The organism is Nocardioides sp. W7, assembly GCF_022919075.1.
Taxonomy (GTDB): domain Bacteria; phylum Actinomycetota; class Actinomycetes; order Propionibacteriales; family Nocardioidaceae; genus Nocardioides.
This window is the reverse complement of sequence record NZ_CP095078.1, coordinates 4,675,139-4,700,745: the sequence shown is the minus strand read 5'-3', so window position 1 is coordinate 4,700,745 and position 25,607 is coordinate 4,675,139. Positions and strand designations below refer to the sequence as shown.

Annotated in this window: 25 protein-coding genes; 12 read left to right on the top strand and 13 right to left on the bottom strand. The window is 72.2% G+C overall.

Annotated features, from left to right (window positions below; all coding sequences use genetic code 11):
• Positions 1-36: 36 nt before the first annotated feature.
• Genes MUB56_RS21970 through era form a run of 4 tightly spaced genes read left to right on the top strand, consistent with a single transcriptional unit; the run spans position 37 to position 4,487 of the window.
• Positions 37-1,461 (top strand): FAD-binding oxidoreductase, encoded by a 1,425-nt coding sequence (locus MUB56_RS21970; RefSeq protein WP_244929141.1) that lies wholly within the window; start codon positions 37-39, stop codon positions 1,459-1,461.
• Entirely contained in the window at positions 1,458-2,744 is a 1,287-nt protein-coding gene (locus tag MUB56_RS21965; protein WP_244929140.1) for a cyclopropane-fatty-acyl-phospholipid synthase family protein, read from the top strand. The genes MUB56_RS21970 and MUB56_RS21965 overlap by 4 nt, the downstream gene beginning before the upstream one ends.
• Positions 2,745-2,793: 49 nt before the next feature.
• A complete protein-coding gene (locus MUB56_RS21960) occupies positions 2,794-3,573 on the top strand; it encodes a siderophore-interacting protein (protein ID WP_244929139.1) in 780 nt (259 codons plus the stop codon).
• A complete protein-coding gene (gene era / locus MUB56_RS21955) occupies positions 3,570-4,487 on the top strand; it encodes a GTPase Era (RefSeq protein ID WP_244929138.1) in 918 nt (305 codons plus the stop codon). The genes MUB56_RS21960 and era overlap by 4 nt, the downstream gene beginning before the upstream one ends.
• A 154-nt stretch (positions 4,488-4,641) precedes the next feature.
• Here the strand turns inward: era and MUB56_RS21950 are convergent, their stop codons facing one another.
• From MUB56_RS21950 to MUB56_RS21935, 4 genes are read right to left on the bottom strand one after another with little or no spacing between them, the layout of a single operon-like run.
• Positions 4,642-5,454, bottom strand: a complete 813-nt coding sequence (locus MUB56_RS21950) for a septum formation family protein (RefSeq protein WP_244929137.1) — start codon at positions 5,452-5,454, stop codon at positions 4,642-4,644.
• The gene (locus MUB56_RS21945; protein WP_244929136.1) at positions 5,451-6,263 is read right to left on the bottom strand and encodes a septum formation family protein; all 813 of its coding nucleotides are present in this window, start codon (positions 6,261-6,263) and stop codon (positions 5,451-5,453) included. Before MUB56_RS21945 ends, MUB56_RS21950 begins: the two co-directional genes overlap by 4 nt.
• 44 nt (positions 6,264-6,307) lie before the next feature.
• Positions 6,308-7,039, bottom strand: coding sequence for a GAF and ANTAR domain-containing protein (locus tag MUB56_RS21940; protein ID WP_244929135.1), 732 nt, complete (start codon positions 7,037-7,039; stop codon positions 6,308-6,310).
• 5 nt (positions 7,040-7,044) lie between these two features.
• Positions 7,045-7,887: a sigma-70 family RNA polymerase sigma factor gene (locus tag MUB56_RS21935; protein ID WP_244929134.1), complete on the bottom strand. Its 843-nt coding sequence runs from the start codon at positions 7,885-7,887 to the stop codon at positions 7,045-7,047.
• Between the two features lie 256 nt (positions 7,888-8,143).
• Here MUB56_RS21935 and MUB56_RS21930 point away from each other — a divergent pair, with 256 nt between their 5' ends.
• Entirely contained in the window at positions 8,144-10,102 is a 1,959-nt protein-coding gene (locus tag MUB56_RS21930; protein WP_244929133.1) for a SpoIIE family protein phosphatase, read from the top strand.
• A gap of 70 nt (positions 10,103-10,172) precedes the next feature.
• The gene (locus tag MUB56_RS21925; RefSeq protein ID WP_244929132.1) at positions 10,173-10,517 is read left to right on the top strand and encodes an STAS domain-containing protein; all 345 of its coding nucleotides are present in this window, start codon (positions 10,173-10,175) and stop codon (positions 10,515-10,517) included.
• Positions 10,518-10,527: 10 nt separating this feature from the next.
• Here MUB56_RS21925 and MUB56_RS21920 read toward each other — a convergent pair whose 3' ends face one another.
• The gene (locus MUB56_RS21920; protein WP_244929131.1) at positions 10,528-11,016 is read right to left on the bottom strand and encodes a flavodoxin family protein; all 489 of its coding nucleotides are present in this window, start codon (positions 11,014-11,016) and stop codon (positions 10,528-10,530) included.
• Positions 11,017-11,061: 45 nt separating this feature from the next.
• Entirely contained in the window at positions 11,062-11,871 is an 810-nt protein-coding gene (locus MUB56_RS21915) for a sigma-70 family RNA polymerase sigma factor (protein WP_244929130.1), read from the bottom strand.
• A gap of 126 nt (positions 11,872-11,997) precedes the next feature.
• Between MUB56_RS21915 and MUB56_RS21910 the strand changes: the two genes are divergently transcribed.
• Genes MUB56_RS21910 through MUB56_RS21900 form a run of 3 tightly spaced genes read left to right on the top strand, consistent with a single transcriptional unit; the run spans position 11,998 to position 14,804 of the window.
• Positions 11,998-13,866 (top strand): PAS domain S-box protein, encoded by a 1,869-nt coding sequence (locus MUB56_RS21910; RefSeq protein ID WP_244929129.1) that lies wholly within the window; start codon positions 11,998-12,000, stop codon positions 13,864-13,866.
• On the top strand, positions 13,863-14,648 hold the full coding sequence (locus tag MUB56_RS21905; RefSeq protein ID WP_244929128.1) for a response regulator: 786 nt from the start codon (positions 13,863-13,865) through the stop codon (positions 14,646-14,648). The genes MUB56_RS21910 and MUB56_RS21905 overlap by 4 nt, the downstream gene beginning before the upstream one ends.
• A 9-nt stretch (positions 14,649-14,657) precedes the next feature.
• Positions 14,658-14,804, top strand: a complete 147-nt coding sequence (locus MUB56_RS21900) for a DUF1059 domain-containing protein (RefSeq protein WP_244929127.1) — start codon at positions 14,658-14,660, stop codon at positions 14,802-14,804.
• A 154-nt stretch (positions 14,805-14,958) separates the two neighbouring features.
• On the opposite strand, the gene MUB56_RS21895 is transcribed toward MUB56_RS21900, so the two are convergent.
• On the bottom strand, positions 14,959-16,449 hold the full coding sequence (locus MUB56_RS21895) for an FAD-dependent oxidoreductase (RefSeq protein ID WP_244929126.1): 1,491 nt from the start codon (positions 16,447-16,449) through the stop codon (positions 14,959-14,961).
• On the bottom strand, positions 16,446-17,510 hold the full coding sequence (locus MUB56_RS21890; protein WP_244929125.1) for a YihY/virulence factor BrkB family protein: 1,065 nt from the start codon (positions 17,508-17,510) through the stop codon (positions 16,446-16,448). Before MUB56_RS21890 ends, MUB56_RS21895 begins: the two co-directional genes overlap by 4 nt.
• Positions 17,511-17,715: 205 nt before the next feature.
• Here MUB56_RS21890 and MUB56_RS21885 point away from each other — a divergent pair, with 205 nt between their 5' ends.
• Together MUB56_RS21885 and MUB56_RS21880 are read left to right on the top strand one after the other, a co-directional pair.
• Positions 17,716-18,654, top strand: coding sequence for an iron-containing redox enzyme family protein (locus MUB56_RS21885; RefSeq protein ID WP_244929124.1), 939 nt, complete (start codon positions 17,716-17,718; stop codon positions 18,652-18,654).
• Positions 18,651-18,866, top strand: coding sequence for a CDGSH iron-sulfur domain-containing protein (locus tag MUB56_RS21880; protein WP_244929123.1), 216 nt, complete (start codon positions 18,651-18,653; stop codon positions 18,864-18,866). The genes MUB56_RS21885 and MUB56_RS21880 overlap by 4 nt, the downstream gene beginning before the upstream one ends.
• A 12-nt stretch (positions 18,867-18,878) precedes the next feature.
• On the opposite strand, the gene MUB56_RS21875 is transcribed toward MUB56_RS21880, so the two are convergent.
• The 4 genes from MUB56_RS21875 to MUB56_RS21860 all read right to left on the bottom strand — a co-directional run bounded on the left by MUB56_RS21875 (position 18,879) and on the right by MUB56_RS21860 (position 20,778).
• Positions 18,879-19,493, bottom strand: coding sequence for an RsmD family RNA methyltransferase (locus tag MUB56_RS21875; RefSeq protein ID WP_244929122.1), 615 nt, complete (start codon positions 19,491-19,493; stop codon positions 18,879-18,881).
• A complete protein-coding gene (locus tag MUB56_RS21870) occupies positions 19,490-19,924 on the bottom strand; it encodes an SRPBCC family protein (protein ID WP_244929121.1) in 435 nt (144 codons plus the stop codon). The genes MUB56_RS21875 and MUB56_RS21870 overlap by 4 nt, the downstream gene beginning before the upstream one ends.
• Positions 19,921-20,070, bottom strand: a complete 150-nt coding sequence (locus tag MUB56_RS21865) for a hypothetical protein (protein ID WP_244929120.1) — start codon at positions 20,068-20,070, stop codon at positions 19,921-19,923. The genes MUB56_RS21870 and MUB56_RS21865 overlap by 4 nt, the downstream gene beginning before the upstream one ends.
• Before the next feature lie 90 nt (positions 20,071-20,160).
• Entirely contained in the window at positions 20,161-20,778 is a 618-nt protein-coding gene (locus tag MUB56_RS21860; RefSeq protein ID WP_244929119.1) for a response regulator transcription factor, read from the bottom strand.
• A 256-nt stretch (positions 20,779-21,034) separates the two neighbouring features.
• Between MUB56_RS21860 and leuA the strand changes: the two genes are divergently transcribed.
• A complete protein-coding gene (leuA, locus tag MUB56_RS21855; RefSeq protein WP_244929118.1) occupies positions 21,035-22,744 on the top strand; it encodes a 2-isopropylmalate synthase in 1,710 nt (569 codons plus the stop codon).
• Between the two features lie 71 nt (positions 22,745-22,815).
• Here leuA and MUB56_RS21850 read toward each other — a convergent pair whose 3' ends face one another.
• Complete coding sequence (locus MUB56_RS21850) at positions 22,816-25,596, bottom strand: PAS domain S-box protein (RefSeq protein ID WP_244929117.1); 2,781 nt, start codon at positions 25,594-25,596, stop codon at positions 22,816-22,818.
• Between the last annotated feature and the right edge of the window lie 11 nt (positions 25,597-25,607).

The following is a 25,607-nucleotide window of genomic DNA, read 5'->3' as shown; positions in this document are numbered from 1 at the left end:
ACGCAGGTGTCGCCGAAGAGGAGTAGCTTGCACGTCGTGAGTCGTGCGAGTGCCCGAGAGGCGCACGAGCGGGCCGTCCAGCGGCTGCGTGCGTCGTACACCGCGATCCCCCCGGGGTCGCCCGTCCGCCTGGCCAAGAAGACCTCGAACCTGTTCCGCGCACGTGCCGCGACCACCGCTCCCGGGCTGGACGTCACCGGCCTGACCGGCGTGCTCGAGGTGGACCCGGTGACGCGGACGGCCGAGGTGCAGGGGATGTGCACCTACGAGGACCTGGTCGACGCGACCCTCCCGCACGGCCTGATCCCGATGGTCGTCCCGCAGCTGCGCACCATCACCCTCGGCGGCGCGGTCACCGGGCTCGGCATCGAGGCGACCAGCTTCCGCAACGGCCTGCCGCACGAGTCGGTCCTCGAGATGGACGTGTTCACCGGCGCCGGCGAGATCGTGACGACCCGGCCCGGGGACGACCTGTTCGACACCTTCCCCAACAGCTACGGCTCGCTCGGCTACGCCACCCGGCTGCGGATCGAGCTCGAGCCGGTGCCGTCGTACGTCGCCCTGCGCCACGTGCGCTTCGACGACGCCGGACTGCTCGCCAAGGCGATCACGACGATCGTCGAGAGCGGCGAGTACGACGGCGTCCGGGTCGACGGGCTCGACGGGGTCGCGTTCGAGCCGGGGGAGTACTACCTCACCCTCGCCAGCTGGGGTCTCGATACGCCCTCGCTCGTCCCTCGCGAGGACTACTCGACCACCGAGACCACCGAGACCACCGGTCATCGCGAGACCAGCGACTACACCGGCCAGCAGATCTTCTACCGCTCGGTCCGGGCGCGCGAGACGGATCTGCTGACGATGTACGACTACCTGTGGCGCTGGGACACCGACTGGTTCTGGTGCTCGGGCGCCTTCGGCGTGCAGCACCCCACGGTGCGCCGGCTCTGGCCCAAGCGCTGGCGCCGATCGGACGCCTACCACCGGCTGATCGGCCTCGACAACCGCTTCGACATCGTCGACCGGCTCGACCGCCGGGCCGGCCGGCCCAAGCGCGAGCGGGTCATCCAGGACGTCGAGGTGCCGGTCGAGCGGCTCCCCGAGTTCCTGGACTGGTTCGACGAGGCGGTCGGGATGCGCCCGGTGTGGCTGTGCCCGCTGCGCCTGCGCGGCGACAAGGAGTGGTCGTCGTACCCCCTCGAGGCGGGCACCACCTACGTCAACGTCGGCTTCTGGGGGACCGTGCACGTCGGCACCCAGGCCCCGCGGGGCCCGACCAACCGCGCCGTCGAGGCGCGCGTGCACGAGCTGGGCGGGCACAAGTCCCTGTACTCCGAGGCGTTCTACGACCCCGAGACCTTCGACCGGCTCTACGACGGCGCCAACCTCGCCGTCGTCAAGCGCCGCTACGACCCCGACGACCGGCTCACGAGCCTCTACGACAAGGCGGTGAAGAAGAGATGACCCTCCTGCAGCGACCCACGATCTCGATCGGGGAGGCGGTCGCCTCCCTGCTGCGCGACGGCATGCCGGTGCGCTTCACGGCGTACGACGGCAGCAGCGCCGGGCCCGAGGACGCCGAGTTCGGTCTGAATCTGGTGTCCGAGCGCGGCCTGCGCTACCTCCTGACGGCCCCGGGGGACCTCGGCATGGCACGTGCCTACGTCGCCGGCGACCTGCACCTGACCGGCGTTCATCCGGGTGACCCGTACGACGCGATGCTGCTGCTCATGAACCACCTGCGCTTCCGCACGCCGACCCCCGCCGAGGCGCTGCACCTGGTGCGCGGGCTCGGCCTCGGCAACCTGCTCCGGCCGCCCCCGCCGCCGCCCGAGGAGCACCTGCCGCGCTGGCGGCGGGCCGTGGAGGGGCTGCGGCACTCGATGACCCGCGACGCCGAGGCCATCCACCACCACTACGACGTCTCCAACGCCTTCTACGAGATGGTGCTCGGCCCGTCGATGGCCTACACCTGCGCGGTCTTCCCCACCGAGGACGCGACGCTGGAGGAGGCCCAGGCGGAGAAGTTCGACCTGGTCTGCCGCAAGCTCGACCTGCAGCCCGGTCAGCGGCTCCTCGACGTCGGCTGCGGCTGGGGCGGCATGGTCATGCACGCAGCGAAGCACTACGGCGTGCAGGTCCTGGGCGTGACCCTCTCCCGCGAGCAGGCGGAGTGGGCCAAGCGGGCCATCGACGAGGCCGGGCTCGGCGACCTGGCCGAGGTGCGGCACCTCGACTACCGCGACGTGCTGGAGGACGACTTCGACGCCGTCAGCTCGATCGGGATGACCGAGCACGTCGGCGTGAAGCACTACCCGGCGTACTTCGAGTTCCTGCGCAGCCGGCTGCGCCCCGGCGGTCGACTGCTCAACCACTGCATCACCCGCCCGCACAACCGGGCCACGGAGACGGGTGCCTTCATCGACCGCTACGCCTTCCCCGACGGGGAGCTCAGCGGGTCCGGCACCATCGTCACCGCGGCCCAGAACGCCGGCCTCGAGGTGATGCACACGGAGAACCTCCGCGCCCACTACGCGCTGACGCTGCGCGAGTGGTGTCGCAACCTGGCGGAGAACTGGGATGCCTGCGTCGCCGAGGTGGGCGAGGGGACGGCCCGGGTGTGGGGCCTCTACATGGCCGGCTCCCGGATCGGCTTCGAGCGCAACGAGATCCAGCTCCACCACGTGCTCGCCACCCGGACCACCGACGACGGGACGAGCGGCTACCCGCTTCGTCCGCGTTTCTGAGGCTTCCGACGCTTATCGGTTCGAGCGGGTGCACCGGTAGCCTCGTCCGGTGAGCACGAGGTCCCAGCAGTACGACGCGCAGGTGCTGCGGCGGGACCGGCTCTCGCCGCACCTGCTGCGACTGGTGCTCGGCGGGCCCGGCCTGGCGGAGTTCGCCTCGACCGGGGTCAGCGACGAATGGGTCGGGCTGGTCGTCCCCGGGCAGTTCCAGAGCCGCTACTACACGGTGCGCGCCTGGGCCGACGGTGAGCTGACCCTCGACGTCGTGGTGCACGACGTCGGCCTGGTCACCGAGTGGGCGCAGCGCGACGGCGCGGTGGTCGGGGAGACCGTCACCGTGACCGAGCCCAAGGGCTCCTTCCTGCCACCCGCGGACGCCGGCTGGCTGATGCTGGTGGGCGACCTCACCGCGCTGCCGGCGATGGCCCGGATCTCCTCCGAGACCGCGCTGCCCACCCGGATCTGGGCCGAGGTGCCCGAGCGCCCCGCGGGCTACCTGCCCGAGGGCGTCGAGGTGACCTGGCTGGCCCAGCCCGGCGACGGGCAGAGTGCGCTCGCCGAGGTGGTCGAGGACCTGGTCTGGCCCGAGGGCCCGGGCTACTTCTGGATGGCCGGCGAGTCCGCGCAGATGCGGGCGATCCGCAAGCACCTGATGCGCGAGCGGCAGCTGCCGTCCACGGCGTACGACGTGATGGGCTACTGGCGGGGCGGTGCGCAGCGCCAGCCCCGCGCGGTCGACCCCGGCCCGATCTGGCGGGCCGGCAAGGCAGCAGGCAAGAGCGATGAGCAGATCTGGGCCGACTACGACGCAGCAAGGGACCACACATGAGCGAGCACAAGAGCGGATTCGCCTCGTTCGTCGGGCGACCCAACGCCGGCAAGTCGACGCTGACCAACGCGCTGGTGGGTCAGAAGGTCGTGATCACCAGCTCCAAGCCGCAGACCACCCGCACCGTCGTACGCGGCATCGTGCACCGTCCGGACGCCCAGCTGATCCTGGTCGACACCCCGGGTCTGCACCGGCCGCGCACCCTGCTCGGCGAGCGGCTCAACGACCTGGTGAAGACCACGCTGGCCGAGGTCGACGTGGTCGCGGTCTGCTTCCCGGCCAACGAGAAGATCGGCCCCGGCGACCGGTTCATCGTCAAGGAGATGGCCAAGGTCAAGCGGACCGTCAAGGTCGCCATCGCCACCAAGACCGATCTGGCGACCCCCGAGCAGATCGGGAGCCACCTGCTCGACATCCAGCGGCTCGCCGGCGAGACCGGCATCGAGTGGGCCGAGATCGTCCCGGTCTCCGCGAAGGCCGGCGACCAGGTCTCGCTGCTGGAGGACCTGCTGGTCGGCCTGCTCCCGGAGGGCCCGCAGCTCTACCCCGACGGCGAGCTCAGCGACGCGCCCGAGGAGGCGATCGTCGCCGAGCTGATCCGCGAGGCCGCGCTCGAGGGAGTGCGCGACGAGCTTCCGCACTCCATCGCCGTCGTGGTCGAGGAGATGGGCCTGCGCGAGGACCGTCCCGAGGACAAGCCGCTGCTCGACATCCACGCCAACCTCTACGTCGAGCGCGATTCCCAGAAGGGCATCATGATCGGCCACAAGGGCGCTCGGCTCCGCGAGGTCGGCACCGCCGCCCGCCAGCAGATCGAGGCCCTGCTCGGCACGCCCGTCTACCTCGACCTGCACATCAAGATCGCCAAGGACTGGCAGCGCGACCCCCGCCAGCTCCGCAAGCTCGGCTTCTGACCCCACGCCGACCCGTCACTTTCTCGCCCATTTCTGCGGTGTGTCGACGCAGGATTGACGGTTCGGTGACCGGACGCCGGCGTACTGCTCAGCGAACCGTCAATCTCGACGCGACACACCGCGAAAAGGCCCGAGAAAGTGACGGGTCGGCCTCTCAGTCGGGAGCCCAGCAGCGGCCGTAGGTCTGGCCGGCCTGCCACTGCTCGGCGGTCGGCCACTCGTAGCCCCACCGGTAGTCGAGTGGGTCGTCGGCGGCGTCGCGGCCGGCGTCCTCGCACGGTGCCTGGCCGGCCTCTCGTACGTCGGCCGCGCCGGGGTACGCCCCCGGGGGCAGGTCGACCACGGAGACCGCGCGCCACGAGTGCTCGGCCGAGCAGGCCACCCGCGCGAAGTCGGGGGCGTCGGGGGCCGCCGTACCGCACATCCCCCAGCGGTCACGGCCCTCGGCCCGGCCCAGGACGTCGGCGAGCGTGCCGGTCACGGGAGCGAGCCGCTCGGCTCCGGCGAGGGCGATCACGTCGCAGCGGTACCAGCCGGCGCCGCTGTCCGACGCCTCCACGGTCGGGGTGAACCAGACGGCGCGGAGCATGCTCAGCCGCCGGTCCTCCTCGGAGCCGCCGAGGAAGTCGCCGAGCGCCGCCGGGCATCTGCGCGCGACCTGCTCGCGGACCCGGACCGAGTCGACGGCGAGCAGGTGACCGTCGACGACGGTGTCCAGCCGGCCCACCGCGAAGGTCTGCGACAGGTGCCGTCCCGCGCAGTCGACCGGCTCGCGGTCGTTGGTGGGGGCGAGCGCCTCGGCGTACCGCAGGCGGTAGCAGGCCCCGTCCGGTGGGAGCGGGGCCTCGGTCGCGGTCGGCAGCACGGCCGGGGTGGGGGACGGGGGCGGCCCGGCCGGGGACTGGCCGTCACCGGCGCAACCGGCCAGCAGTGCCGCGGCCGCCGCCGCGATCAGCAGCGACCTCACTGGGAGGTCTTCGCCCAGCACACCGAGCGCCGGTTGCCCGCGTCCCACTCGGCCTCGCGGAACCAGGTGTAGGCGAAGTCGTACTTGACGGGGTACTTCAGCCAGGCCCCGACCGACTTCGAGCAGAAGTCACGGGTGGTGACCTCGACCAGCCGATCGCCGGGGTACGGCGCCTCCTTGCCGGCCACGGTGATCGTCGTGGCCGCACGCCAGTCGTGCTTCTCCGAGCAGGGGATCCGGGGTGCGCCGGGGACGCTCGGGCCCGCGACGCAGGCCATCCACCGGTCGTCGGGCAGTCCCTCGAGCATTCCGGCCGCGTCGGACGGCAGGTCGAGGTACGACTCGGACTGCTCGCCGCCGCCGACCAGGTCGCAGCGGTACCAGCGCGCGCCCTCGTCCCAGGCCCGCGGCGAGGGCCGGAACCAGGCCCAGCTCACGACGGTCCTCATCACGGTGCTCTCGTCGGCCTCGAGGAAGGTCATGAACGCATCGGAGCAGGCGCGGTAGGCGAACGAGCCCAGCCGCGGGTCGTCGTGCTCGACGTCGTCGAAGGTGGCGGGCAGGTCGCCGACCGCGAAGGTCTGTGCCGTGTGCGGCTCGGCGCAGTCGACGACCGGACTGGCGTTGCTGGACTCGGCGACGTCCTCGGGCTCGAGCACACGGCAGACCTGGTTCTCGGGCGCCTCGACCGCGTCGATCGGGTCCGGCCCCGAGCCGTCGTCGGCGCCACAGCCCGCGAGCATGGCGGCGGACAACACCAGCGCGACGGCCCACAGGTGGAGCGGCCGGGGCCGGGAGTCGCGCAGCACGGGCGCGATGCTACCTGCGCGCCCCAATGTCCCCGGGCCCGCGCTCAGGCCGGGTCCAGGTCGCCGAGATCGGCGTCGACGCGGCCGAGTCGGGCGCTCGGCAGCGCCCGGGTCTCCAGCACCATCCGGGCGACCTCGCGCAGCTTGACGTTGTGGTCGTTGGAGTAGCGCTGCAGGACGGTGAAGGCCGACTCGTACGACACGTCGTAGCGCACCGCGAGGACGCCCTGGGCCATCCCGATGACGTGCCGAGACTCCAGGGCGGCCTCCAGGTTGCTGACCAGGCGCGCCTTGCTGAGCGCTTCGGCGGCGTGGCTGGCGAAGATCAATGCGGTGTCGACGGTGTCCGGGTCGAACGCGCCGGACCGCTCTGCGTAGAGGTTCAGGGCGCCGAGGGTGCGGTTCTCGGCGTGCAGGCGGATCGCGAGCACGGAGTGGATGCCGCGCCGGGTGGCGGCCCGCGACCAGCGCGGCCATCGGCCGTCGCTGCGCAGGTCGTCGGCAAGGCAGCTCCCCGACTCGAAGGCCGCCTCGAGGCAGGGACCCTCGCCGAGGGAGTACTGGGCGGCGTCGACCTCGCTGACGAGGTCGTCGGTCGCCGCGACGGTCTCGCTGCGCCCACCTCGCTGACGCAGGGTGATGCCGCAGTGGTCGGCGGCGGACACGACGTCGACGGCGCGGTGGACGACCCGGGCGAAGGTGACCTCGCCCGGGTCGGCCAGCAGGTCCTCGGCGACCTGGGCGAAGTACGCCGCCCACCGCTTGTCGTCGACCATCTGTCTCAGCCGACCTCGGCGCGGATGTCGTGCAGGATCCTCGAGAGCAACCGGGAGACCTGCATCTGGGTGACGCCGAGGTCCGCGCCGATCTCCTCCTGGGTGCGATCCTCGAAGAAGCGCAGGTAGAGGATCCTGCGGTCCCGCTCGGAGAGCCGTCGGACCACGGGCGCCAGGGCGACCCGCGCGTCCGCGGCGGTCCGGTCGTCGCAGTCGTCGGGGATCAGGGTGCCGAGCGTGGTCGCGGACTCCCGGCCGACGGGGAGGTCGAGCGAGGTGGGCTGGAAGCAGCCGAAAGCCTCGAGCGCCTCGCGGTACTCCTTGACGTCGATGTCGAGGTGGGCCATCAGCTCGTCGTCACTCGGCTCCCGGCCCAGCTCCTGGCCGAGGTCCTCCAGGGCCCGGTTGACCCGCCACTGCAGCTCCTGGACCCGGCGCGGCGGCCGGACCGTCCAGCCCTGGTCGCGGAAGTAGCGCTGGAGCTCTCCGCGGATGGTGGGGACCGCGTAGGTGAGCAGGTCGTTGCGCAGCTGCGGGTCGAAGCGCATCACGGCCTTCGTGAGTCCTTCGTAGGCCACCTGGACGAGGTCGTCCTGGGAGATGCCACGGTTGCGGTAGCGCGAGGCCACCGCTTCGGCGACGCCGCGGTTGATGAGTACGACGTCCTCCAGCAGCCGCCGGCGGGTCTCCTCGTCGGCCTCCGATGCACGCGCCAGGAGCTCGGTGGTGCGCTCGGAGCGTTGTTGCCGGGTCAGTCCCCGATCGCCGTTGCGGCTGGCGGACCGGCCCGCCTCGGAGTGGCGGTGCTCGGTCGAGGCGACGTCGTACGTGACGAGTGGAGGTGTCATGGAGCGATCCCATCCCGAGATGGTGGTCCTCGCCGTCTGCTCCAGCGAGGGGTGTCGCAGGCCGTGCCGTCACCGGGCGGAAACCTGTCTGACCGTCCGCTACCCGGTCACCGGGCGGGGCAAGCCGGAGGTGGGGGAAACCACCCCTTCGGGTGGCCCGTTTCCTTACCGCACCCTGGGGTTACCTCAGGACGACCGCCCCCGAAGCGCGGCGAAAATCCGCTCGGGCAGGATGCGGTACGACGGAGGGAGACGCGTGAGCGCGGACGACGAGCTCGATGCTCAGCTCGACCACCTGCTCGGCGCGGGGACCGACCCGGAGTCGGTGCTCGGCGCCTTCGAGCAGGCGCCGTCGCTCCTGGCCGTCTGTGAGGGGCCGGATCTCGTCATCACGGCACTCAACGAGGCGGCGCGTCAGGTGTACGGCGACCGGGTCGGCGTCGAGGTGGCGACGGCGCTGCGCGGGGCCGCCGCGGAGATCGCGGCCTGGACCGAGCACACCTACCGGACGGCGGAGCCCGTGCACGGCCGGATCTGGCATCGCGCCCCCGTCGAGGACGGTGGCACCGAGGCCTGGCTGAGCTTCTCGCTCGTGCCCAGTCTCGCCCCCGACGGCTCGGTCCGCGGCGTGGTCAGCCAGGCCGTGGACGTCACCGAGCAGGTTCGGACCCGTGCTCGCGCGGAGCGCCGGTCCCAGGAGCTCCAGCACCGCCTCGACCTGGCCCGGGACAACCTGGTCAGCCTGCACGACGCGCTGCTGCCCGAGGGCCTGCCACTGGCGCCGGGTGTCCAGCTCGCCGCTCGCTACCTGCTCGCCGAGGACGGCGCGCGGGCCGGCGGCGACTGGTTCGACGCCATCGCCCTGCCCGACGGCCGGATCGTGCTGGTGGTCGGCGACGTCGTGGGTCACGGAGTCCGGGCGACGGTCGCGATGGGGGAGCTGCGGACCCTCTTCGAGGAGCGGGTCCGCGCGGGTGGCGACCTGGTCGCCGCCCTGGAGCTGCTCGAGGGCCGGACGACCCGGGTGCCGCAGGCGCGGGCCGCCACCGTCTGTGCCGCGTTGCTCGACCCCGCCGCGGGCACCTTGACCTACTGCACCGCCGGTCACCCTCCGCCGCTGGTGGTCTCGGCGGCGGGCGAGGCGACGTACCTCCCCGTCACCGGGTCCGGAGCTCTGGGCTCCGGGCTGCCCTTCGTCCTCGGCGAGCACCGGATCGCGCTCGACGACATCGTGCTGCTCTACAGCGACGGTCTCGTGGAGCGTCCCGGTCGCACGCCGGTGCAGAACACCCTCGACCTCGCCCGGGTGGCGGCGGAGACGGTGCGTCTCGATGCGCGGGCCGGTGATCGGCCGGACGAGCACCCGGTGCAGCGGCTCGCGCGCACCGCGGTGGAGCAGCTCATCGCGGCCGCGGGGTACGACGACGACATCACGCTGCTCGCAGCCGCCCGGGTGCGCCTTCCCGAGCCGCTCGAGATGACCGTGCCGGCGTTCCCCGACACGCTGCGGGCGGTCCGGCAGAACCTGGGCGACTGGCTGGCCGGGCTCGGCGTGGGACAGATCGACGAGCTGGCGCTGCAGCACGCGGTCGGTGAGCTCGTCAGCAACTCCGTCGAGCACGCCTACGAGCCCGAGCGGTCGCGGCAGGAGGCCGTGGTCTCGGTGACCGCCCGCCTGCTGCCCGGCGGTGTCGTGGAGATCGAGGTGGCCGACCGCGGCACCTGGCGCCGGCCGGGCCCGGCCGGGGGTCGCGGCCGGGGCCTGGCCATGGCCAGCGGGTTCTCCGACGACCTGAGCGTCAGCCACGACGAGCACGGCACCCGGGCGGTGCTGCGGCAGCGGCCGAGCACGCCGGTCGACCTCCTGAAGGGCTCGGCGACCGCAGCGTCCGTGCCCAGCGAGCCGATGGAGCTGCACCAGGACGGCGGGGTCGTCCAGGTGCGCGGTGCCCTCGACCACCGGTGCGCCGACGAGCTGCGGCGCCGACTCTCGCACGCCACCCGAGGCGGCACCATCGGCGTGGTCGTCGACCTCGGCGGCGTGACCCACCTCGGCAGCGCGGGCGTCCAGGTCCTCTACGACGAGATGATCCCGCGGCGCAGCAACGGCGCGGGTCTCGTCCTGGTCGCGCCGCCCGGCTCACCCGCCCAGCACGTGCTGGAGCTGGTGCGGCTCCCGTATGCCGCCGAGCACGGCGATCCCCGACCCACCTAGTCGCAATTCACCCCGGCGGGTGAGGTCTTCGGCTGTACGCGCCGGTCCAGGACGGCCTAGGGTCAGCCCTATGGAAGAAAGGCCGTTCTCGGCAACCCCCAGCCCGGGTCTGCTCACCGTCAGCGGGTCCGTGGACGAGTACGCCGTCATCGCGCTGCGCAACGTCCTGCGCGAGCAGAGCGCGGAGTACACCTCGTCGTTGGCGGTCGACCTGACCGATGCGGACTACCTGCCCAGCGTCGCGGTCAGCGTCCTGGTCGCGGCGATGCGCTCCTGCGAGCAGCACGGTGCCGAGCTCACGCTCGTGGCCACCCCCGGGACGATCGCCCAGCGGGTGCTGATGGTCTGCGCGCTGCCCTATCGCGAGACCGTCGAGGCGGAGACCACCCCGCCCGAGACCCCGGTGGTCGCCTGACCCGCACGACTCACTGCAGCAACAGAGCCGCCACGGTGCCCCCGAGCCCGTAGGCGGCTTCGTGCTGTTCCGGGCCGATGTCGCCGAGCACCTCCAAGACCTCGGCCGACTGACGCCAGCCGAGGGCCCCGGTGATCGCGAGCACCGAGCGCACGGCGCCCGTGGTGTCGTAGCGGCCGTGCACCCACAGACCGAACGGCTTGCGGGTGCGAGAAGCGGCGGCGCCCGCGGACCCGTCGTCGGCGAGGGCGCCGCCGGCCTCCAGGAAGACGGTGTCGAAGAAGTGCTTCAACGCACCGCTCATGTAGCCGAAGTTGGCCGTCGTCCCCAGCAGGTAGCCGTCCGCGGCGAGGACGTCCGCGGCGCTCGCCTCCAGAGCCGGCCGGACGACGACGTCCACCCCCACCAGGGCGTCGTCGTGTGCTCCTGCCACGACCGAGTCCGCCAGTGAGCGGACGGTCTCCGTGGGGGAGTGATGGACGATCAGTAACCGGGGCACGAGCCCGAGGCTATGCCCCGGTCACCGGGAGTCAGGCGGGCCGCGTCAGCGGGCGGCGTCGACCATGTCCGGTCGGTCGGCGCTGAGGTCCTCGCGCATCTGACCGAGGATCCGGTTCAGGAGGCGGGACACCTGCATCTGGGTCACGCCCAGCTCCTCGCCGATCTGCTGCTGGGTGCAGTCCTCGGCGAAGCGCAGGTGCAGGATGCGGCGGTCGCGCTCGGACAGCTGGCGCATCACCGGCTGAAGCATCACGCGGGCCTCCAGGGCCTCGCGGTCGGCCTCGTCGTCGAGGGTGAGGAGGTCGCCGACCGTGACGTCGCCCTGCTCGCGCACGGGGTGGTCGAGGGAGGCGGGCTGGAAGCAGCCGCGCGCCTCGAGCGCCTCGAGCACGTCGGCGACGGGGACGTCGAGCTCCGCTGCGATGTCGGCGGCCGGCATCGGCGAGCCGTCGTGGCTGCCGGTGCGGCGCAGGTGGTGGACCTTCGCGTGGATCTCCTGGATCCGGCGCGGCGGCCGCACGGTCCAGCCGTGGTCGCGGAAGTAGCGCTTCAGCTCGCCCGACATCGTCGGCACGGCGTAGCTCAGGAAGTCGCGCTCCTGCGCGACGTCGAACTTGCGGGCGGCGCGCACCAGCGCGCACGCGGCCACCTGCTCGAGGTCCTCGAGGGCGACCCCGCGGTTGCGGAAACGTCGCGCCACCGCGTGCGCGACCTGCAGGTTCAGCACCACCACCTCGTCCAGCAGGTGGGTGCGTTGTTCGGGTGGACACGTCGCCGCCTCGGCCAGGAGGGAAGCGGTCTTCTCGCGCCGGACGTCGTCCGGCGTCTCGCGGTGGAGCGCTCCAGAGGTCATGAAGTCCTCCTGCCCCGCCCTCCGCCCGGTTGAAACTCCAACCAGCGAATCTCACCCCGATAGGTGAACGGCGGCGGGGATGGACACGGCGACCGCGAGCCGCGGCGTCCGGTACGTTCATCGGCCATGAGCGCGGTGCCGACTATCGTCATCGTCGACGACGCGGCCGACGTACGCCGTCTGCTCCGCACCCGGATCAGCCTCAGCCGGCGCCTGGAGGTCCTCGGCGAGGGGGCGAACGGGGTCGAGGCGATCGAGCTCGTCACCCGCCACCGGCCCGCGATGCTGCTCCTGGACGTCTCGATGCCCGGCGTCGACGGGCTTCAGGCCCTCCCGGCGGTGCGGGAGGCCTCTCCCGAGACGGTCGTGGTGATGTACAGCGGGTTCGAGGAACAGGGACTCGCCGAGCGGGCCCGGGAGCTCGGGGCGGCGGCGTACCTGAAGAAGTCCGGGTCGCTCGCCTCCATGGTCGACGACCTGCTCGCCATCCTGGCCGGGCACCAGCCCGCGGCGACGGCTGCCGGGCCGGCCGAAGCGGGCGACCCCGTCCTGGTGGAGCACCTCGAACGGTTCCGCGAGGTGTTCGAGGACGCGGCGATCGGCATGGCGACGCTGACCCTGGCGGGCCGGGTGGTGCGCGCCAACCGCAGCCTGGCGCTCCTGACCGGTCGCTCCCTCGACGAGCTCGTCGGACGCGAGTACGCCGACCTGATGGGGGCTCACGGGCACGCGCTGCTGTCCGTCCTGGAGCAGGTCGTGGACGGCGGTGAGGACGCGGTCCAGGTCGAGCACCCGGTGACCGACCGGCCCGAGGTCTACCTGCGGGCGACGGTCACCCCGGTGCGCGACGCCGCCCGGGCGCCGCTCTACCTGTTCCTCCAGGCCCAGGACGTCAGCATCCAGCGGGTCGCCGCGCATCAGCTGCGCCAGAGCGAGCAGCGGTTCCGACTGCTGGTGGACGCGGTGCAGGACTACGCGATCTTCATGCTGGACCCCGAGGGCCACATCGCGAGCTGGAACGCCGGTGCGCAACGGAGCAAGGGCTACCGCGCCGACGAGATCGTGGGCCGGCACTTCCGGGTCTTCTACCCGCCCGAGCTGCAGGAGTCGAAGCACCCCGAGCACGAGCTGGTGCTGGCGCTGCGCGACAACCACTACGAGGAGGAGGGCTGGCGGGTCCGCAAGGACGGCAGCCGGTTCTGGGCGCACGTCACCATCACGACGGTCCGCGACGAGAGCGGGCGCCACGTCGGCTTCGCCAAGGTCACCCGCGACGTCACGGAACGGCTCCGCGCGGCCGAGGCGCTGGAGGCCGCGAACGTCCAGCTGCAGCGGGCGGCCGACGAGCAGGCGCAGTTCCTCGCCGTCACGGCGCACGAGCTGCGCGGGCCCGTCGGCGTGCTGGCGATGTCGGCCGAGACGCTCCACCGGCACTGGTCGGAGCTGGCCGAGGACGAGCGCGACGAGTTCCTGCTCAGCATGACGGCCAGCGCCGTCCAGCTGAACCGGCTGCTCTCGGACCTGCTGACGACCTCACGCCTGCAGGCGCGCTCCCTCGACCTGCGGCCGGAGCCGATCGCTGTCCATCAGCACCTGTCGGTGCTTGCGGCGACGCTCCAGAAGGCGCATCCTCAGGCGGTGGTGCTCATCGAGGGAGACGAGGACGCCACGATCTTCGCTGACCCCGGAAGGCTGACGCAGGCCATGGACAACCTGCTGACGAACGCGTTGCGCCACGGCCGCTCGCCGGTGCGCGTGCACGCGCGGACCCGTGGTGCGGTCGTCGACCTCGTGGTGCGCGACGGCGGCGACGGTGTCGCGCCCGAGATGCAGCCGCGCTTGTTCGACCGGTTCGCCACCGGCAGCCGCGGCGGCACCGGGCTCGGGCTGCACATCGTGCGCGAGCTCGCCCGCGCCCAGGGCGGCGACGCGTCGTACGACGCCGCCGAGCGCGCCTTCGTCCTGACCCTTCCCGCCGCCTCCCACCAGGCATGAGTGCACCCGTGACGGAGGGCGGCGAGCCCCAGGTCCCGATCCGGGTGCTGCTCGTGGACGATGCCCTGGACGTGCGCCGCCTGGTGCGCACCGCGCTGCGCTTCCGGGGCGGGTTCGAGGTCAGCGGGGAGGCCTCGACCGGCACCGAGGCCGTCGAGCTGGCGACCACCCTGCAGCCCGACGTCGTCGTGCTCGACCTGGGCCTGCCCGACCTGGCCGGCCGCGACGTGCTGGCCCGGGTCCGCGAGGCCGCCCCGGCGACCAAGGTGGTGGTCTTCTCGGGTGCCGACCCCGACGACCGCTCGTGGTACGAGGAGCAGGCCGCCGGCTACGTGCTGAAGAACGAGAACCTCGACTACCTCGTCGACCTGCTCGTCTCGGTGGTGCGCCCGCTGCGGGCCATGGCCGTGGCCGATCTGCCGCAGGAGCTCGGCAGCGTGCGCGAGGCGAGGTCGCTGGTACGCCGCACCCTGGCCGACTGGGACCTCTCCCACCTGGAGGACGAGGCGATCCTGGTGGTGAGCGAGCTGGCCGCGAACGCGCTCAACCACGCGCAGTCGTCGTACCAGGTGCGGGTCTACCACAACCCGAGCACCGTCCGGATCGAGGTGCACGACGGCGGCGACGGCACCCCGGAGCCGCAGCCGACCAGCGACACCCGCGAAGGCGGTCGCGGCCTGCTGCTGGTCTCGGCCATGTCGGTGTCGTGGGGTCTGGAGCAGACCGACGACGGCAAGGTCGTGTGGGCCGAACTCGCCCACGGACTCGGCTCGACGGCGTAGTCTGCCGCCGTGAAGACCAGGCTGAGCTGCCCCTGCGGGACCTCCATCGTCGGCAAGGACGAGGACGAGCTCGTCACGCTGACCCAGGAGCACCTCGGCGCCGAGCATCCCGGCCTCGAGTACGACCGCGACGCGATCCTGTTCATCGCCACCTGATCCGGCGACCGTCACCCGAGCGGGTGAATCCCGTCTGAGGTGAGTTTGCCCGCCGACGACCGGGTAACTTGAGGACCAGAAGAACGGTTCGCCCTCGTCGCCGACTCACGCAGTTCCGGGACGGGGGCGAGTCCGTGTCCGGGGGCGCCGACCGTCACCGGGACGTGAGTCCGCAGACCGCCGGACCTTCGAGGACCTCCCCGTCCGGCCCGAACCGGGACCCGTGCAGGGGGCAGTCCCAGCTCTTCTCGGCGTCGTTCCAGCGCACGATCCCGCCCAGGTGGGTGCAGACGCCGGAGACCCGACGCTCGACGCCGTCGACCCGCGAGGTCGCGGTGGGGGTCCGGAGGGCGTCGTACCGGACGGTGCCCACGCCCTCGGTCGGGGCCGACCCGGCCCCGGGGTGCAGGGCCGGGCGCAGCCAGCCGCCGGCCATCTCGAGCCCGACCTCGCCGTTGATGCGAGCCGCGTCGAGCAGGCCGCGGAGCTCGGTGCCGTGCCAGGGCCGGAACGCCTCGGCCCAGTCCATTCGACCGCCGAGCACGCGGGCGGACAGGGCGAGCGCGGCCGCGACCCCGTTGGTCATGCCCCACTTGGAGTACCCGCCGGCGACGAGCACCTCGTCGCGCCCCGGGAGGAGCGGGCCGGCGAACGGGAGCGCGTGGTGGGGCAGGTAGTCCTGCGCGGACCAGGCGTGGGTCTCCTCGGAGTCCGGGAACCAGCGGGCGGTCCACGCGCGCAGCTCGTCGATCCGGCCCTGCTCGGAGACCGGACCGCCGACCTTGTGGCCGTTGCCCCCGACGAGCAGCAGGGTGCCGTCGCCGTCGGGGGCGTCCCGCAGCGACCGGGACGGAGTGTCGGCGGAGAGGTACATGCCGTCGACGAGCGCGCTCGGCGTACGGAAGGCCAGTCCGTAGGAGCGCGACGGTGACATCCGCGCGAAGAAGCCCCCGCGGTCCAGCACCGGCATGTTCGTGGCCACCACGACTCGGGTCGCGGCGAGCTCGCCGGAGGCCGTGAGCACCCGCACGGGGTCCCGGCCGCTGACGCCGGTCACCCGGGCGCCCTCCACGATCCGGACACCGTGCGCCGCCGCCTGGAGCGAGAGCGCGTCGAGGAGCTCGCACGGGTCGAGCTGGACCTGGTCGTCGAGCCGGACCGCGCCGCGGGTCGGGTAGGGGAGCGGCACCTCGTCCTGCCAGTCGACGGCCAGCCCGGCGGTGCGGGCGGCGTCCAGCTCGGCTCGGATCGCTCGCTCGCCGGAGGCGCCGTTGGCATAGGTGTACGCCGGGCGCCGCTGGTAGTCGACCTCGTGCTCGTCACAGAAGCGGACGACCCAGGCCTGGGCCTCGCGGTTCGCCTCGGCGTACTGGCGCAGCACGGGCTCGGGGTGCCGGCGGGCGATGCGGGAGTACTGGGTCCCCTGCAGCAGGCTCACCTTGGCGGTGCTGCGGCCGGTGGTCCCGACGCCGACGTGGTCGGCCTCCAGCACCGTGACCGACTGCCCGCTGCGCGCGAGGAGCAGCGCGGTGGTCAGGCCGGTGATGCCGGCGCCCACGACGACGGTGTCGACCTCGCCCGAGAGCTCACCCACCTCGCCGGGCGTGCGGGGGTGGCGGTCCTGCCAGAGCGAGACGAGCGTCATGCGGTCCCTCCGTCGTCGGTCTTGCCGTGGTGGCGGCGGATGGCGCGGCCGCGGCGGACGTCCTCGGCCTCCTTGTCGCGGGCCTTGTCGATCTTGCGGGTGTCGCGGGGCGGCAGCTGGATCGTCTCCTCGGCCGCGATGCCGGACTGCAGCTCGCGCCCGCGCTCCAGCTCGGCGTCCAGCTCGGCCCCGAAGAGCAGGGCCAGGTTGGTGATCCACAGCCACAGCAGGAAGGCGATCACACCGCCCAGCGCGCCGTAGGTCTTGTCGTAGGAGGAGAAGTTGGCGACGTAGAAGCCGAAGGCGGCCGAGAGCAGCAGCCAGGTGAGGATCGCCAGCGTGGCCCCCACGCTGACCCAGCGGAACTTCGGCTGCTTGACGTTGGGCGTCGCGTAGTAGAGCAGGGCGACCATCAGCACGACGACCGCGAGCAGCACCGGCCACTTCGCGATCTGCCAGGCGAGTACGGCGGTGGAGCCCAGCCCGACCGCGTCGCCGACGGACTCGGCGACCGGTCCGGTCAGCACCAGGGCGAGCAGCACCGCTGCGGCGAGCAGCACCAGCACGATGGTGAGCAGCAGCATCGCCGGCCGCAGCTTCCAGATCGGCCGGCCCTCGTCGATCTCGTAGACCCGGTTCATCGCGCGGCCGAAGGCGCCGACGTACCCGCTCGCGGACCACAGGGCACCCGCCAGACCGAGGATCAGCGCGAGGCCCGCGCCCTGGGAGGAGCTGATGTCGCGCAGGGTCGGCCCGATGCTGTCGGCCACGCCACCGGCGCCGAGGTCCTCGAGGATGCTCAGCACCTCGTCGACCGCCTTGGTGCCCTGGCCCACGAGACCGAGGAGCGAGGTCAGCGCGATCGCGGCGGGGAACAGGGCGAGCACGGCGTAGTAGGTCAGGGCAGCGGCGAGGTCGGTGCACTGGTCGTCGCTGAACTCGCGGACCGTCTTGCGGACGACGTACAACCAGGATCGCTTGTCGAGGTCGCTGGGGGAGGCCACCTTTCCCTCGTCCGGGTCGCGGTCGGCATCCGGTCGGGCATCCTTGGTCTCGCTCATGCCCGCTCGGTTCCCCCGCCGCGCCGGGATGATGCAGTCCACGCGGATGGCTCACCCTTTCGGTCCGCGTGTGGCGGATGGGACGCGGGTACTTCCCGGTCATGAGTACGACGACGACCGCGCCGCCGCAGCTCGGCGGCAGCCGCCCCGGTTTCGAGGACTGCCGTGGCCCGTGGCTGGAGTCGGCGCAGGCCGAGGACGACGCGTGCTGACCCCGAAGGCCCGTGGCCCGCTGAGTGCCGCGGTCCTGGAGGCGCTCGCCACGGCTCCCGACCGGATCGCCACGCCCTCGCCCGAGTCGGCGGAGGACGCCGCGATCGCGCTCTGGGCGCTCTACGAGCTCCACTACCGGGGCTTCGACGGGGTCGACGACGCGCTGGAGTGGCACCCCGGTCTGCTGGGGGTACGCCGAGAGCTGGAGATCGACCTCGAGGACCGGCTGCGTAGTCGATACGTCCCGCACGCCTGGGAGGGCGACCTGGCGGAGGCGCTGTTCGGCTACGTGGCCGAGCACGACGGTGCCTCGCTCGCGCGACACGTGCAGAGCACGGCCACGGAGGAGCAGGTGCTCGACCTGTTCCGGGTGCGCTCGATCTACCACCTCAAGGAGGCCGACCCCACGTCGTGGGTGATTCCCCGGCTGCCGACGGGGCCGAAGGCCGCGCTGGTCGAGCTGCAGTTCGACGAGTACGGCGGCGGCGACCCCAACCGGCTGCACAGCCACCTGTGGGCCCTGGGCATGGACGCGCTCGGCCTGCGTGCCGACTACGGGGCGTACGTCGACGACGCGCCGCTGGAGATCCTCGAGCAGAACAACGTGATGTCGCTCTTCGGCCTGCACCGCCGGCTGCGCGGCGCCGCGCTCGGGCACCTGGCCGCGTTCGAGATGACCAGCTCGCTGCCGTCGAGGCGGATGGCCCAGGGCCTCGAACGGCTCGGCATGGCGCCCGCGATGATCGAGTACTACACCGAGCACGTCGAGGCCGACGCGGTGCACGAGCAGCTCGCCGCCCGGACGATCTGCGGTGCCCTGGTCGGAGCCGAGCCGGCACTGGCCGACGACGTCTTCCTCGGCGCGTTCTCCTGCCTCGACCTCGAGGACCGCTTCGCCCGCCGGCAGCTGGCCGAATGGGGTGCGGCATGAGCGAAGCGGAGAGCTACGACCACCCGGACGTCATCCTGTGCCCGGGTGGCCCGATGCTGCTGCGGGGCGACCACGTGGTGCAGGACGCCGAGGGCGTTGCGCACCGCACCAGCCGCCCGGTCTCGGCGGTGTGCCGGTGCGGGAAGTCCGCCAGCAAGCCCTGGTGCGACGGCACCCACCAGGTGCTGCCGGCGAAGCTCCGGCCCTCCTGACCCTGCCGTCGGCTACGGCCGGGCGAGTCGGGCGACGACCCCGCCGTCGTGCTCACGCACCTCGGCGAGTCGCAGGTCGTACGACGCGAGGCCGGCACCCACCCGCTGGGCCTGCTCGACGGTGCCCAGCTGGAGGAGGGCCGACCCGCCGTCCACGAGGTGCGCGGATGCGGCGCCCACGCAGAGCCACGCGACGTCGAGCCCGTCGTCGCCGCCGTCGATGGCCAGCAGCGGGTCCTCGGGGAAGCGGTCGGTCTCGGCGCGGCGCACCCACGGGGGATCGGCCAGCACCAGCGCGAACCGGTCCTGCGGCTGCAGCATCTCGTCGATGGCGCCCTCCCGGACCTCCACGAGCTCCGCCACCCCGGCCGCGGTCGCGTTGTGCCGGGTGAAGTCGCAGGCGACCGGGTTCAGGTCGACGCACACCAGCGGGCGGGCCTCCCGCGCGATCGTGAGCAGGCCGATCTGACCCGCACCGCAGCACAGCTCCAGCACCGTTCCCGCGGGGCCGGTGCGCAGCAGCTCGGCGCCCCACTCCGACTGGGCGGCGGTCCATGGCCGCGGCCGCAGCACGCGGTCGTCGTACCTGATCCGGAGGCTTCCGAACTCGACGGTGCCCGCGGTCACGGACGCCGCTCCGCCACGTAGGCGAGCCGCCGCAGCGTCTCGACGTTGCGCCACGCGAGGGGTACGTCGCGCAACGGCTTCGGCACCAGCCGGGCGGGGCCGGCGACGGCGTCCTCCTCGATGACGACCTCGGTCTCGGTGCCGGAGGCCTCCAGGCGCAGGACCACCTCGGCCTCGCCGCCGGGCCAGGCGCGCGCCCGCAGCCTCAGCATCGAGCCGGGGACACACTCCAGGACCTCGGTGTTGTCGTCCACCAGTAGCGGCCAGCTGCCGACGGAGTGGTGCAGCAACGCCCCGACCTCGGGCCAGTGGTCGTCGACCTCGCGCATCCGCGAGGCGCCGACCACCCACAGCGGGTAGAGCCAGCCGTCGGCCAGGACGTCCCAGACCTCGTCGGGAGTGGCGTGCAGGAGACGGGTGTTGCGGCTCATCGGAGGACTCCCAGGGTGTCGGCGGGCTGCTGGTCGACGTAGTCGGTGTCGTCACCCTCGAGGGTGGCGATCAGGATCAGCACGAGGCCGATGGCGACGAAGACGGCGATGGCCCAAGCCGCCATCACCCGGTTGGAGAGCTTCATACCGACCGAGTACCCGCACCGCGGACCGGCACGCCGCCCGTCGGGGTGGCCAGTGAGAGTGGCCAGTGGGAGTGGATCAGTGGGGGTGGATCAGGGGGAGTAGCCCTGGCGGTGCGCCCAGGCGACGGCCTGGGTACGCCGGGCGACTCCGGTCTTGGCGTAGATCTGCCGGATGTAGGTCTTGACCGAGTTGACGCTGACGTACAGCTCGGTGGCGATCTCCAGGTTGCTCAGGCCGCGACAGATCAGGTGCAGCACGTCCGACTCCCGCTGGCTCAGCAGCGGGAACACCTCGACCGTCTCGTGGGGCACGCCGTCGACGGTCTCGCCCCGGTGTGCGGCCTCGACGGCCGCGAGCAGCTCGCGAGTCGTCGACGACTTCGGCACGATGCCGAGGGCGCCGGCCTCGATGACCTCGCTGAGGCCCGGGGCCCGGGTGTTCCAGGTGTAGACGAGGACCCGGGCGGTGCCGAGACCGGCGACCTGCTCGACGTGGTCGCGGGCGCCCCGGTCGCGCAGCAGCGGGTCGCAGAGGACGACGTCGAGGCCGTCGGTCGAGGTCGTGGAGTCGTCCAGGAGGGCCAGCTCGACGCGGTCGCTGTGCGGACCGAGCATGCCGGCGAGGCCGGTGGCGACGAGCTCTGGCTCGTCCAGCACGCCGAGGCGGACCGGGCCGAGCGTGGCCCGCCCGGGGGTGGTCGACGTCATGGCCACGAACCTAATGTGGACGGGCTTCGCGACCGGTCCGAGACGCCTCACCCTTAGGGATGATTCTTCACCGAACCGCCCTGACCTGCTCGTTCGTAGAGCCCGGAGGCGGTACGCCGTGGGGGTGGGCTACCCTGGAGAGGTCATGACGCGACTGCTCCTCCTTCGCTGCCGCAGCGAGGTCTGAACGCCGGACCCCCTCGCTGCGGGTGAGTGCTGCGCGACCGGCTCCCAGCAACCAGGCATCGAGGACCCCATGACCATTCCGAAGCAGCAGAGCGGCCGCATGCCGCACCAGCGGTACCAGCCCTTCCCGCCCATCGACCTGCCCGACCGGACCTGGCCGTCGCAGACGATCACCGAGGCGCCGCGCTGGCTCTCGACCGACCTGCGCGACGGCAACCAGGCCCTCATCGACCCGATGAGCCCGGCGCGCAAGATGAAGATGTTCGAGCTGCTCGTGCGGATGGGCTACAAGGAGATCGAGGTCGGCTTCCCGTCGGCCTCGGAGACCGACTTCTCCTTCGTGCGCCAGCTGATCGAGGGCGAGCACATCCCCGACGACGTCACGATCTCCGTGCTGACCCAGGCCCGTGAGGACCTGATCGAGCGCAGCGTGCAGTCGCTGGTCGGGGTGCCGCGCGCGAACATCCACCTCTACAACGCGGTGGCCCCGCTGTTTCGCCGCGTCGTGTTCCGCGCGAGCAAGGACGAGATCAAGGACATCGCGGTCCGCGGCACCGAGCTGGTCATGAAGCACGTCGAGAACCACCTCGACACCACGGTGATCGGCTACGAGTACAGCCCCGAGATCTTCACCTCCACCGAGCTGCCGTTCTCGCTGGAGGTCTGCGAGGCCGTCTCCGACATCTGGCAGCCCGAGGACGGCCGCGAGATCATCCTCAACCTGCCGGCGACCATCGAGTCCGCGACGCCGAACGTCTACGCCGACCAGATCGAGTGGTTCTCCCGTCAGCTGACCCGGCGCGAGAACACCGTGATCTCGCTGCACCCCCACAACGACCGGGGTACGGCGGTCGCCGCGACCGAGCTCGCGATGATGGCCGGCGCCGACCGCGTCGAGGGCTGCCTGTTCGGCCACGGCGAGCGCACCGGCAACGTCTGCCTGGTCACCCTCGGCATGAATCTGTTCAGCCAGGGCATCGACCCGATGATCAGCTTCAGCGACATCGACGAGATCCGCCGTACCGTCGAGTACTGCACGCAGTTGCCGGTCCACCCGCGCCACCCCTACGCGGGCGACCTGGTCTACACGGCGTTCTCGGGCTCGCACCAGGACGCGATCAAGAAGGGCCTGGAGGACCTCGAGATCCGGGCCGCCGAGCTGGGCATCCCGGTCGGCGAGATCGCCTGGGAGGCGCCGTACCTCCCGATCGACCCGAAGGACGTCGGCCGCACCTACGAGGCCGTGATCCGGGTCAACAGCCAGTCCGGCAAGGGCGGCGTCGCCTACGTGCTGAAGGCCGAGCACAAGCTCGACCTGCCGCGCCGGGCCCAGATCGAGTTCAGCCGGGTCATCCAGCAGCACACCGACGCCGAGGGCGGCGAGGTCACGCCGGAGGACATCTGGGGGATCTTCCGGGCCGAGTACCTCGACCGCGAGGTGCCGCTGAAGCTCAACTCGGTGCACACCTCCTCGGCCGCGGGGGAGAAGGACGCTCTCACCGTCAACGTCTACCTCGACGGGGTGATCCGCACCCTGGAGGGCTCGGGCAACGGCCCGATCGCCGCGTTCGTCAACGCGATCAACGAGCTCCCGAACCAGTTCGACGTGCGGGTCCTCGACTACGCCGAGCACGCCCTCTCCTCGGGCGGCGACGCGCTGGCCGCGGCGTACGTCGAGTGCGCCGTCGGCGACGAGATCCTCTGGGGTGTCGGCGTCGACGCCAACATCGTCACCGCGTCCCTGAAGGCGGTCATCAGCGCCGTCAACCGCCGCGCCTGACCACCTCCTCCCCGCCGAGTCAGCAGAAGTAGTGGGCCGAGTCAGCACCAGTAGTGCTGACTCGGCCCATCTCAGGGGGCGAGGGGGATGCGGACGGTGAAGGTGGTGCCGGCGAGGTGGGCGGACTCGACCGAGATCTGTCCCCGGTGGCCGGAGACGATGGCGGCGACGATCGACAGACCCAGCCCGGTGCCCTGGATGGCGCGCTCCTGAGCGGTGGAGCTGCGGAAGAACTTCTGGAACAGCCCGTCCTGCTCCTCCACGGGGATGCCGATGCCGGTGTCGCAGACCGTGACGACCGCGTCGGTGCCGTCGACGGCCAGGCGGCACCGCACGATGCCGCCGTCGTCGGTGAACTTCACCGCGTTGCTCAGCAGGTTGAGCAGCACCCGCTCGAGCTGTGAGCGGTCGCCGAGCACCGGCACCGCACCGGCGGGCGGCTGGAAGGTGACGCTCAGGTCGCGACCGGCCACCAGCGGCCGGATCGCCTCCTCGACCGGGGCCAGCGTCTCGGCCAGGTCGACCGGCTCGCGCTTCCACTTGAGGTTGTCGGCGCCGAGCCCGGAGAGCAGCAGCAGGTCGTTGCAGATGACGATCAGCCGCTGGCCGTTGCGGGCGATCGTCTCCAGCAGCGGCACCTGGGCCGGGTCGGGGCGCACCAGGGTGCCGTCGGAGAGCATCTCGGTGTAGCCGACGATGCTCGTCACGGGCGTGCGCAGCTCGTGGGAGACGGTCGAGACGAACTCGTCCTTCGCCTCGTCGAGGTAGCGCAGCCGCTCGACCGCGGTCCGCTCCTTCTCCAGCGCGGCGACCAGCATCTCCTGGCCCTGTCGCTGGTCGGTGACGTCGCGGCCCACGCAGAGGAAGCCGACCTGGGAGGCGAACGGGTCCTCGGCGACGCTGAGCGTCATCGACACGGTCTGGTGGTGTCCGGAGCGGGTCACCCAGGTCCAGTCGCGCGGGCGGGTCTCGCCGTCCACGCCGACCTGGGCGATGAGCTGGTCGAAGGCCTCCGCGACCGTTCCGGCGCCCGTGCGGGCGAGGAGTTCGTCGGGGTCGAGGATGCGGGTGAAGGGCTGACCGACGATGTCGTCGGGCCCGTAGCCGAGCATGTGCTGGGCGCCGGAGTTGACGACGGTGACCCGGCCCGCGGTGTCGATCCCGACCAGCGCGGTCGTGAACGAGGCCCGCATCAGGTGGTCGACCATCCCGGTCGACGCGCGCTCGGCCGTGACGTCGATGCCGGTCAGCACGGCGTACGTCGGCGAGCCGGACTCGTCGCGGACGACGTTGTTGCTCCAGACGACCCGGAGGGTCTCGCCGCCCTTGGAGACCAGGTCCCCCTCGCGGGTCGGCGGGACGCCGGAGCGGTCCGGCCAGCTGAACATCGCCTCGAGGTCGCCGGCGTCGGCAGGCTCGAACGCGGTGTCCCGGACCCGCCGGCCGACCAGCTCGGAGGCGGCGTACCCGGTGAGGTCGGTCGTGGCGGCGTTGGCCCGGACGATCCGGCCCTCGCGGTCGGTGACCAGGATGATGCAGGCGGTGGTGTCGAGGGTGGCGCTGGTGAGCTTCTCGGCGGCCTCGAGCCGGTGGCGGGCGTCGTTCTCGGCGCTCACGTCGAGCAGCTGCGCCGACCAGATCCGGGTCGGCGCCTGCTTGGTGAGCAGTGAGACGGCGACCTCGACCCGGCTGCCGGGCCGCGCCGCCACCTCCGCGTGGTCGCGCCAGCCGTGCGGGTTGTCGGGGTGGACCCGGGAGAACGACGTCGGCACCCGACCCTCCACGACCAGCAGCGACTCCAGGGTCCGGCCGACGATGGCGTCCCGCTCACCGCCCAGGATCCGGGCCGCGGTCTCGTTGGTGTCGACGATCACGAGCTCCTCCCCGCGCTGATGCATCAGCACCATGCCGATCAGGGACTCGGTGAAGTTGCGCCGGAACAGCTGCTCGTCCGCGGTGACGCGCCGCAGCAGCTTCAGGCGCTGGTGTACGGCGATCGCCAGCGGCAGCGTGAGCACGGCGGCGCAGACGAGGTAGGCCTGGCGCATGCCGGTGGCGCCGTTGCCGTCCACGAGACCGGCGTCGATGGCGCCACCGAACGGCCCGTAGCCGCGCGCGGTGAGGAAGGTGACGAGACCGCTGAAGAGCAGTACCTCGAATGCCACCGTGCGGATGTCGAAGCGCAGCGCACCCCAGACCAGCAGCGGGAGCGGCAGGAAGACCAGCGGCAGATGCTGGCCGGGGGTGAAGACCGCCACGGTCACGATCGCGACGGCGCTCGCCTGGAACACCAGCTCCCCGAGCCGGCCGCTCGGCCCGGGGCCGGTCAGCGTCAGCGCGGCCGGGAGGGTGACCAGGACCGCTGCGGAGTGGGCGCCGTACGTCAACCCGAACGCCGTCGGCAGCGAGGCGCCCTCCGTCAGGACGGCGACGCCGAGGGTGATCAGCCCGGCTGCGACGGCACCGCCGAGGACTGCGGCGACGAGCAGCCGCAGGAAGTCCTCCTGCGTGGTCAGCCCGGGCCGCGCGTCGCCCCGGCGCGCGGTGAGGAGCACGGCGCTGAGGAGCGCGCCGGCCGTGCAGGCCAGTGCGAAGGCGAGGCTGAGGGCGACGCCCTGACCGTCGAGCAGGTGCGTGCCGCCCGCTGCGGCCGCGATCGCGAGGGCGACGACCGACCAGCGGTGCCGCGGCGCGAGGACCAGGGTCGCGGCGGCGAACCCGGCCACCGGCCAGCGGTAGGTGATCGGTTCGCCGGGATCGGCCACGACGGTCGTCACCCCGGCCACGAGGGTCATGGTCAGCAGGAGGAGGGTGACCGGCCAGCCGACATACCGGTGACCCCCTGGTGGCATGGCGGACATCC

Bases quoted from the DNA above. Each gene is read 5' to 3' on its own strand.
- MUB56_RS21850 (WP_244929117.1), bottom strand. From the start codon at position 25,596: ATGCCACCAGGGGGTCACCGGTATGTCGGCTGGCCGGTCACCCTCCTC.
- MUB56_RS21880 (WP_244929123.1), top strand. From the start codon at position 18,651: ATGAGCGAAGCGGAGAGCTACGACCACCCGGACGTCATCCTGTGCCCG.
- MUB56_RS21910 (WP_244929129.1), top strand. From the start codon at position 11,998: ATGAGCGCGGTGCCGACTATCGTCATCGTCGACGACGCGGCCGACGTA.
- MUB56_RS21860 (WP_244929119.1), bottom strand. From the start codon at position 20,778: ATGACGTCGACCACCCCCGGGCGGGCCACGCTCGGCCCGGTCCGCCTC.
- MUB56_RS21865 (WP_244929120.1), bottom strand. From the start codon at position 20,070: ATGAAGCTCTCCAACCGGGTGATGGCGGCTTGGGCCATCGCCGTCTTC.
- MUB56_RS21870 (WP_244929121.1), bottom strand. From the start codon at position 19,924: ATGAGCCGCAACACCCGTCTCCTGCACGCCACTCCCGACGAGGTCTGG.
- MUB56_RS21940 (WP_244929135.1), bottom strand. From the start codon at position 7,039: ATGGTCGACGACAAGCGGTGGGCGGCGTACTTCGCCCAGGTCGCCGAG.
- MUB56_RS21965 (WP_244929140.1), top strand. From the start codon at position 1,458: ATGACCCTCCTGCAGCGACCCACGATCTCGATCGGGGAGGCGGTCGCC.
- leuA (WP_244929118.1), top strand. From the start codon at position 21,035: ATGACCATTCCGAAGCAGCAGAGCGGCCGCATGCCGCACCAGCGGTAC.
- MUB56_RS21915 (WP_244929130.1), bottom strand. From the start codon at position 11,871: ATGACCTCTGGAGCGCTCCACCGCGAGACGCCGGACGACGTCCGGCGC.
- MUB56_RS21905 (WP_244929128.1), top strand. From the start codon at position 13,863: ATGAGTGCACCCGTGACGGAGGGCGGCGAGCCCCAGGTCCCGATCCGG.
- MUB56_RS21935 (WP_244929134.1), bottom strand. From the start codon at position 7,887: ATGACACCTCCACTCGTCACGTACGACGTCGCCTCGACCGAGCACCGC.
- MUB56_RS21895 (WP_244929126.1), bottom strand. From the start codon at position 16,449: ATGACGCTCGTCTCGCTCTGGCAGGACCGCCACCCCCGCACGCCCGGC.
- MUB56_RS21925 (WP_244929132.1), top strand. From the start codon at position 10,173: ATGGAAGAAAGGCCGTTCTCGGCAACCCCCAGCCCGGGTCTGCTCACC.
- era (WP_244929138.1), top strand. From the start codon at position 3,570: ATGAGCGAGCACAAGAGCGGATTCGCCTCGTTCGTCGGGCGACCCAAC.
- MUB56_RS21890 (WP_244929125.1), bottom strand. From the start codon at position 17,510: ATGAGCGAGACCAAGGATGCCCGACCGGATGCCGACCGCGACCCGGAC.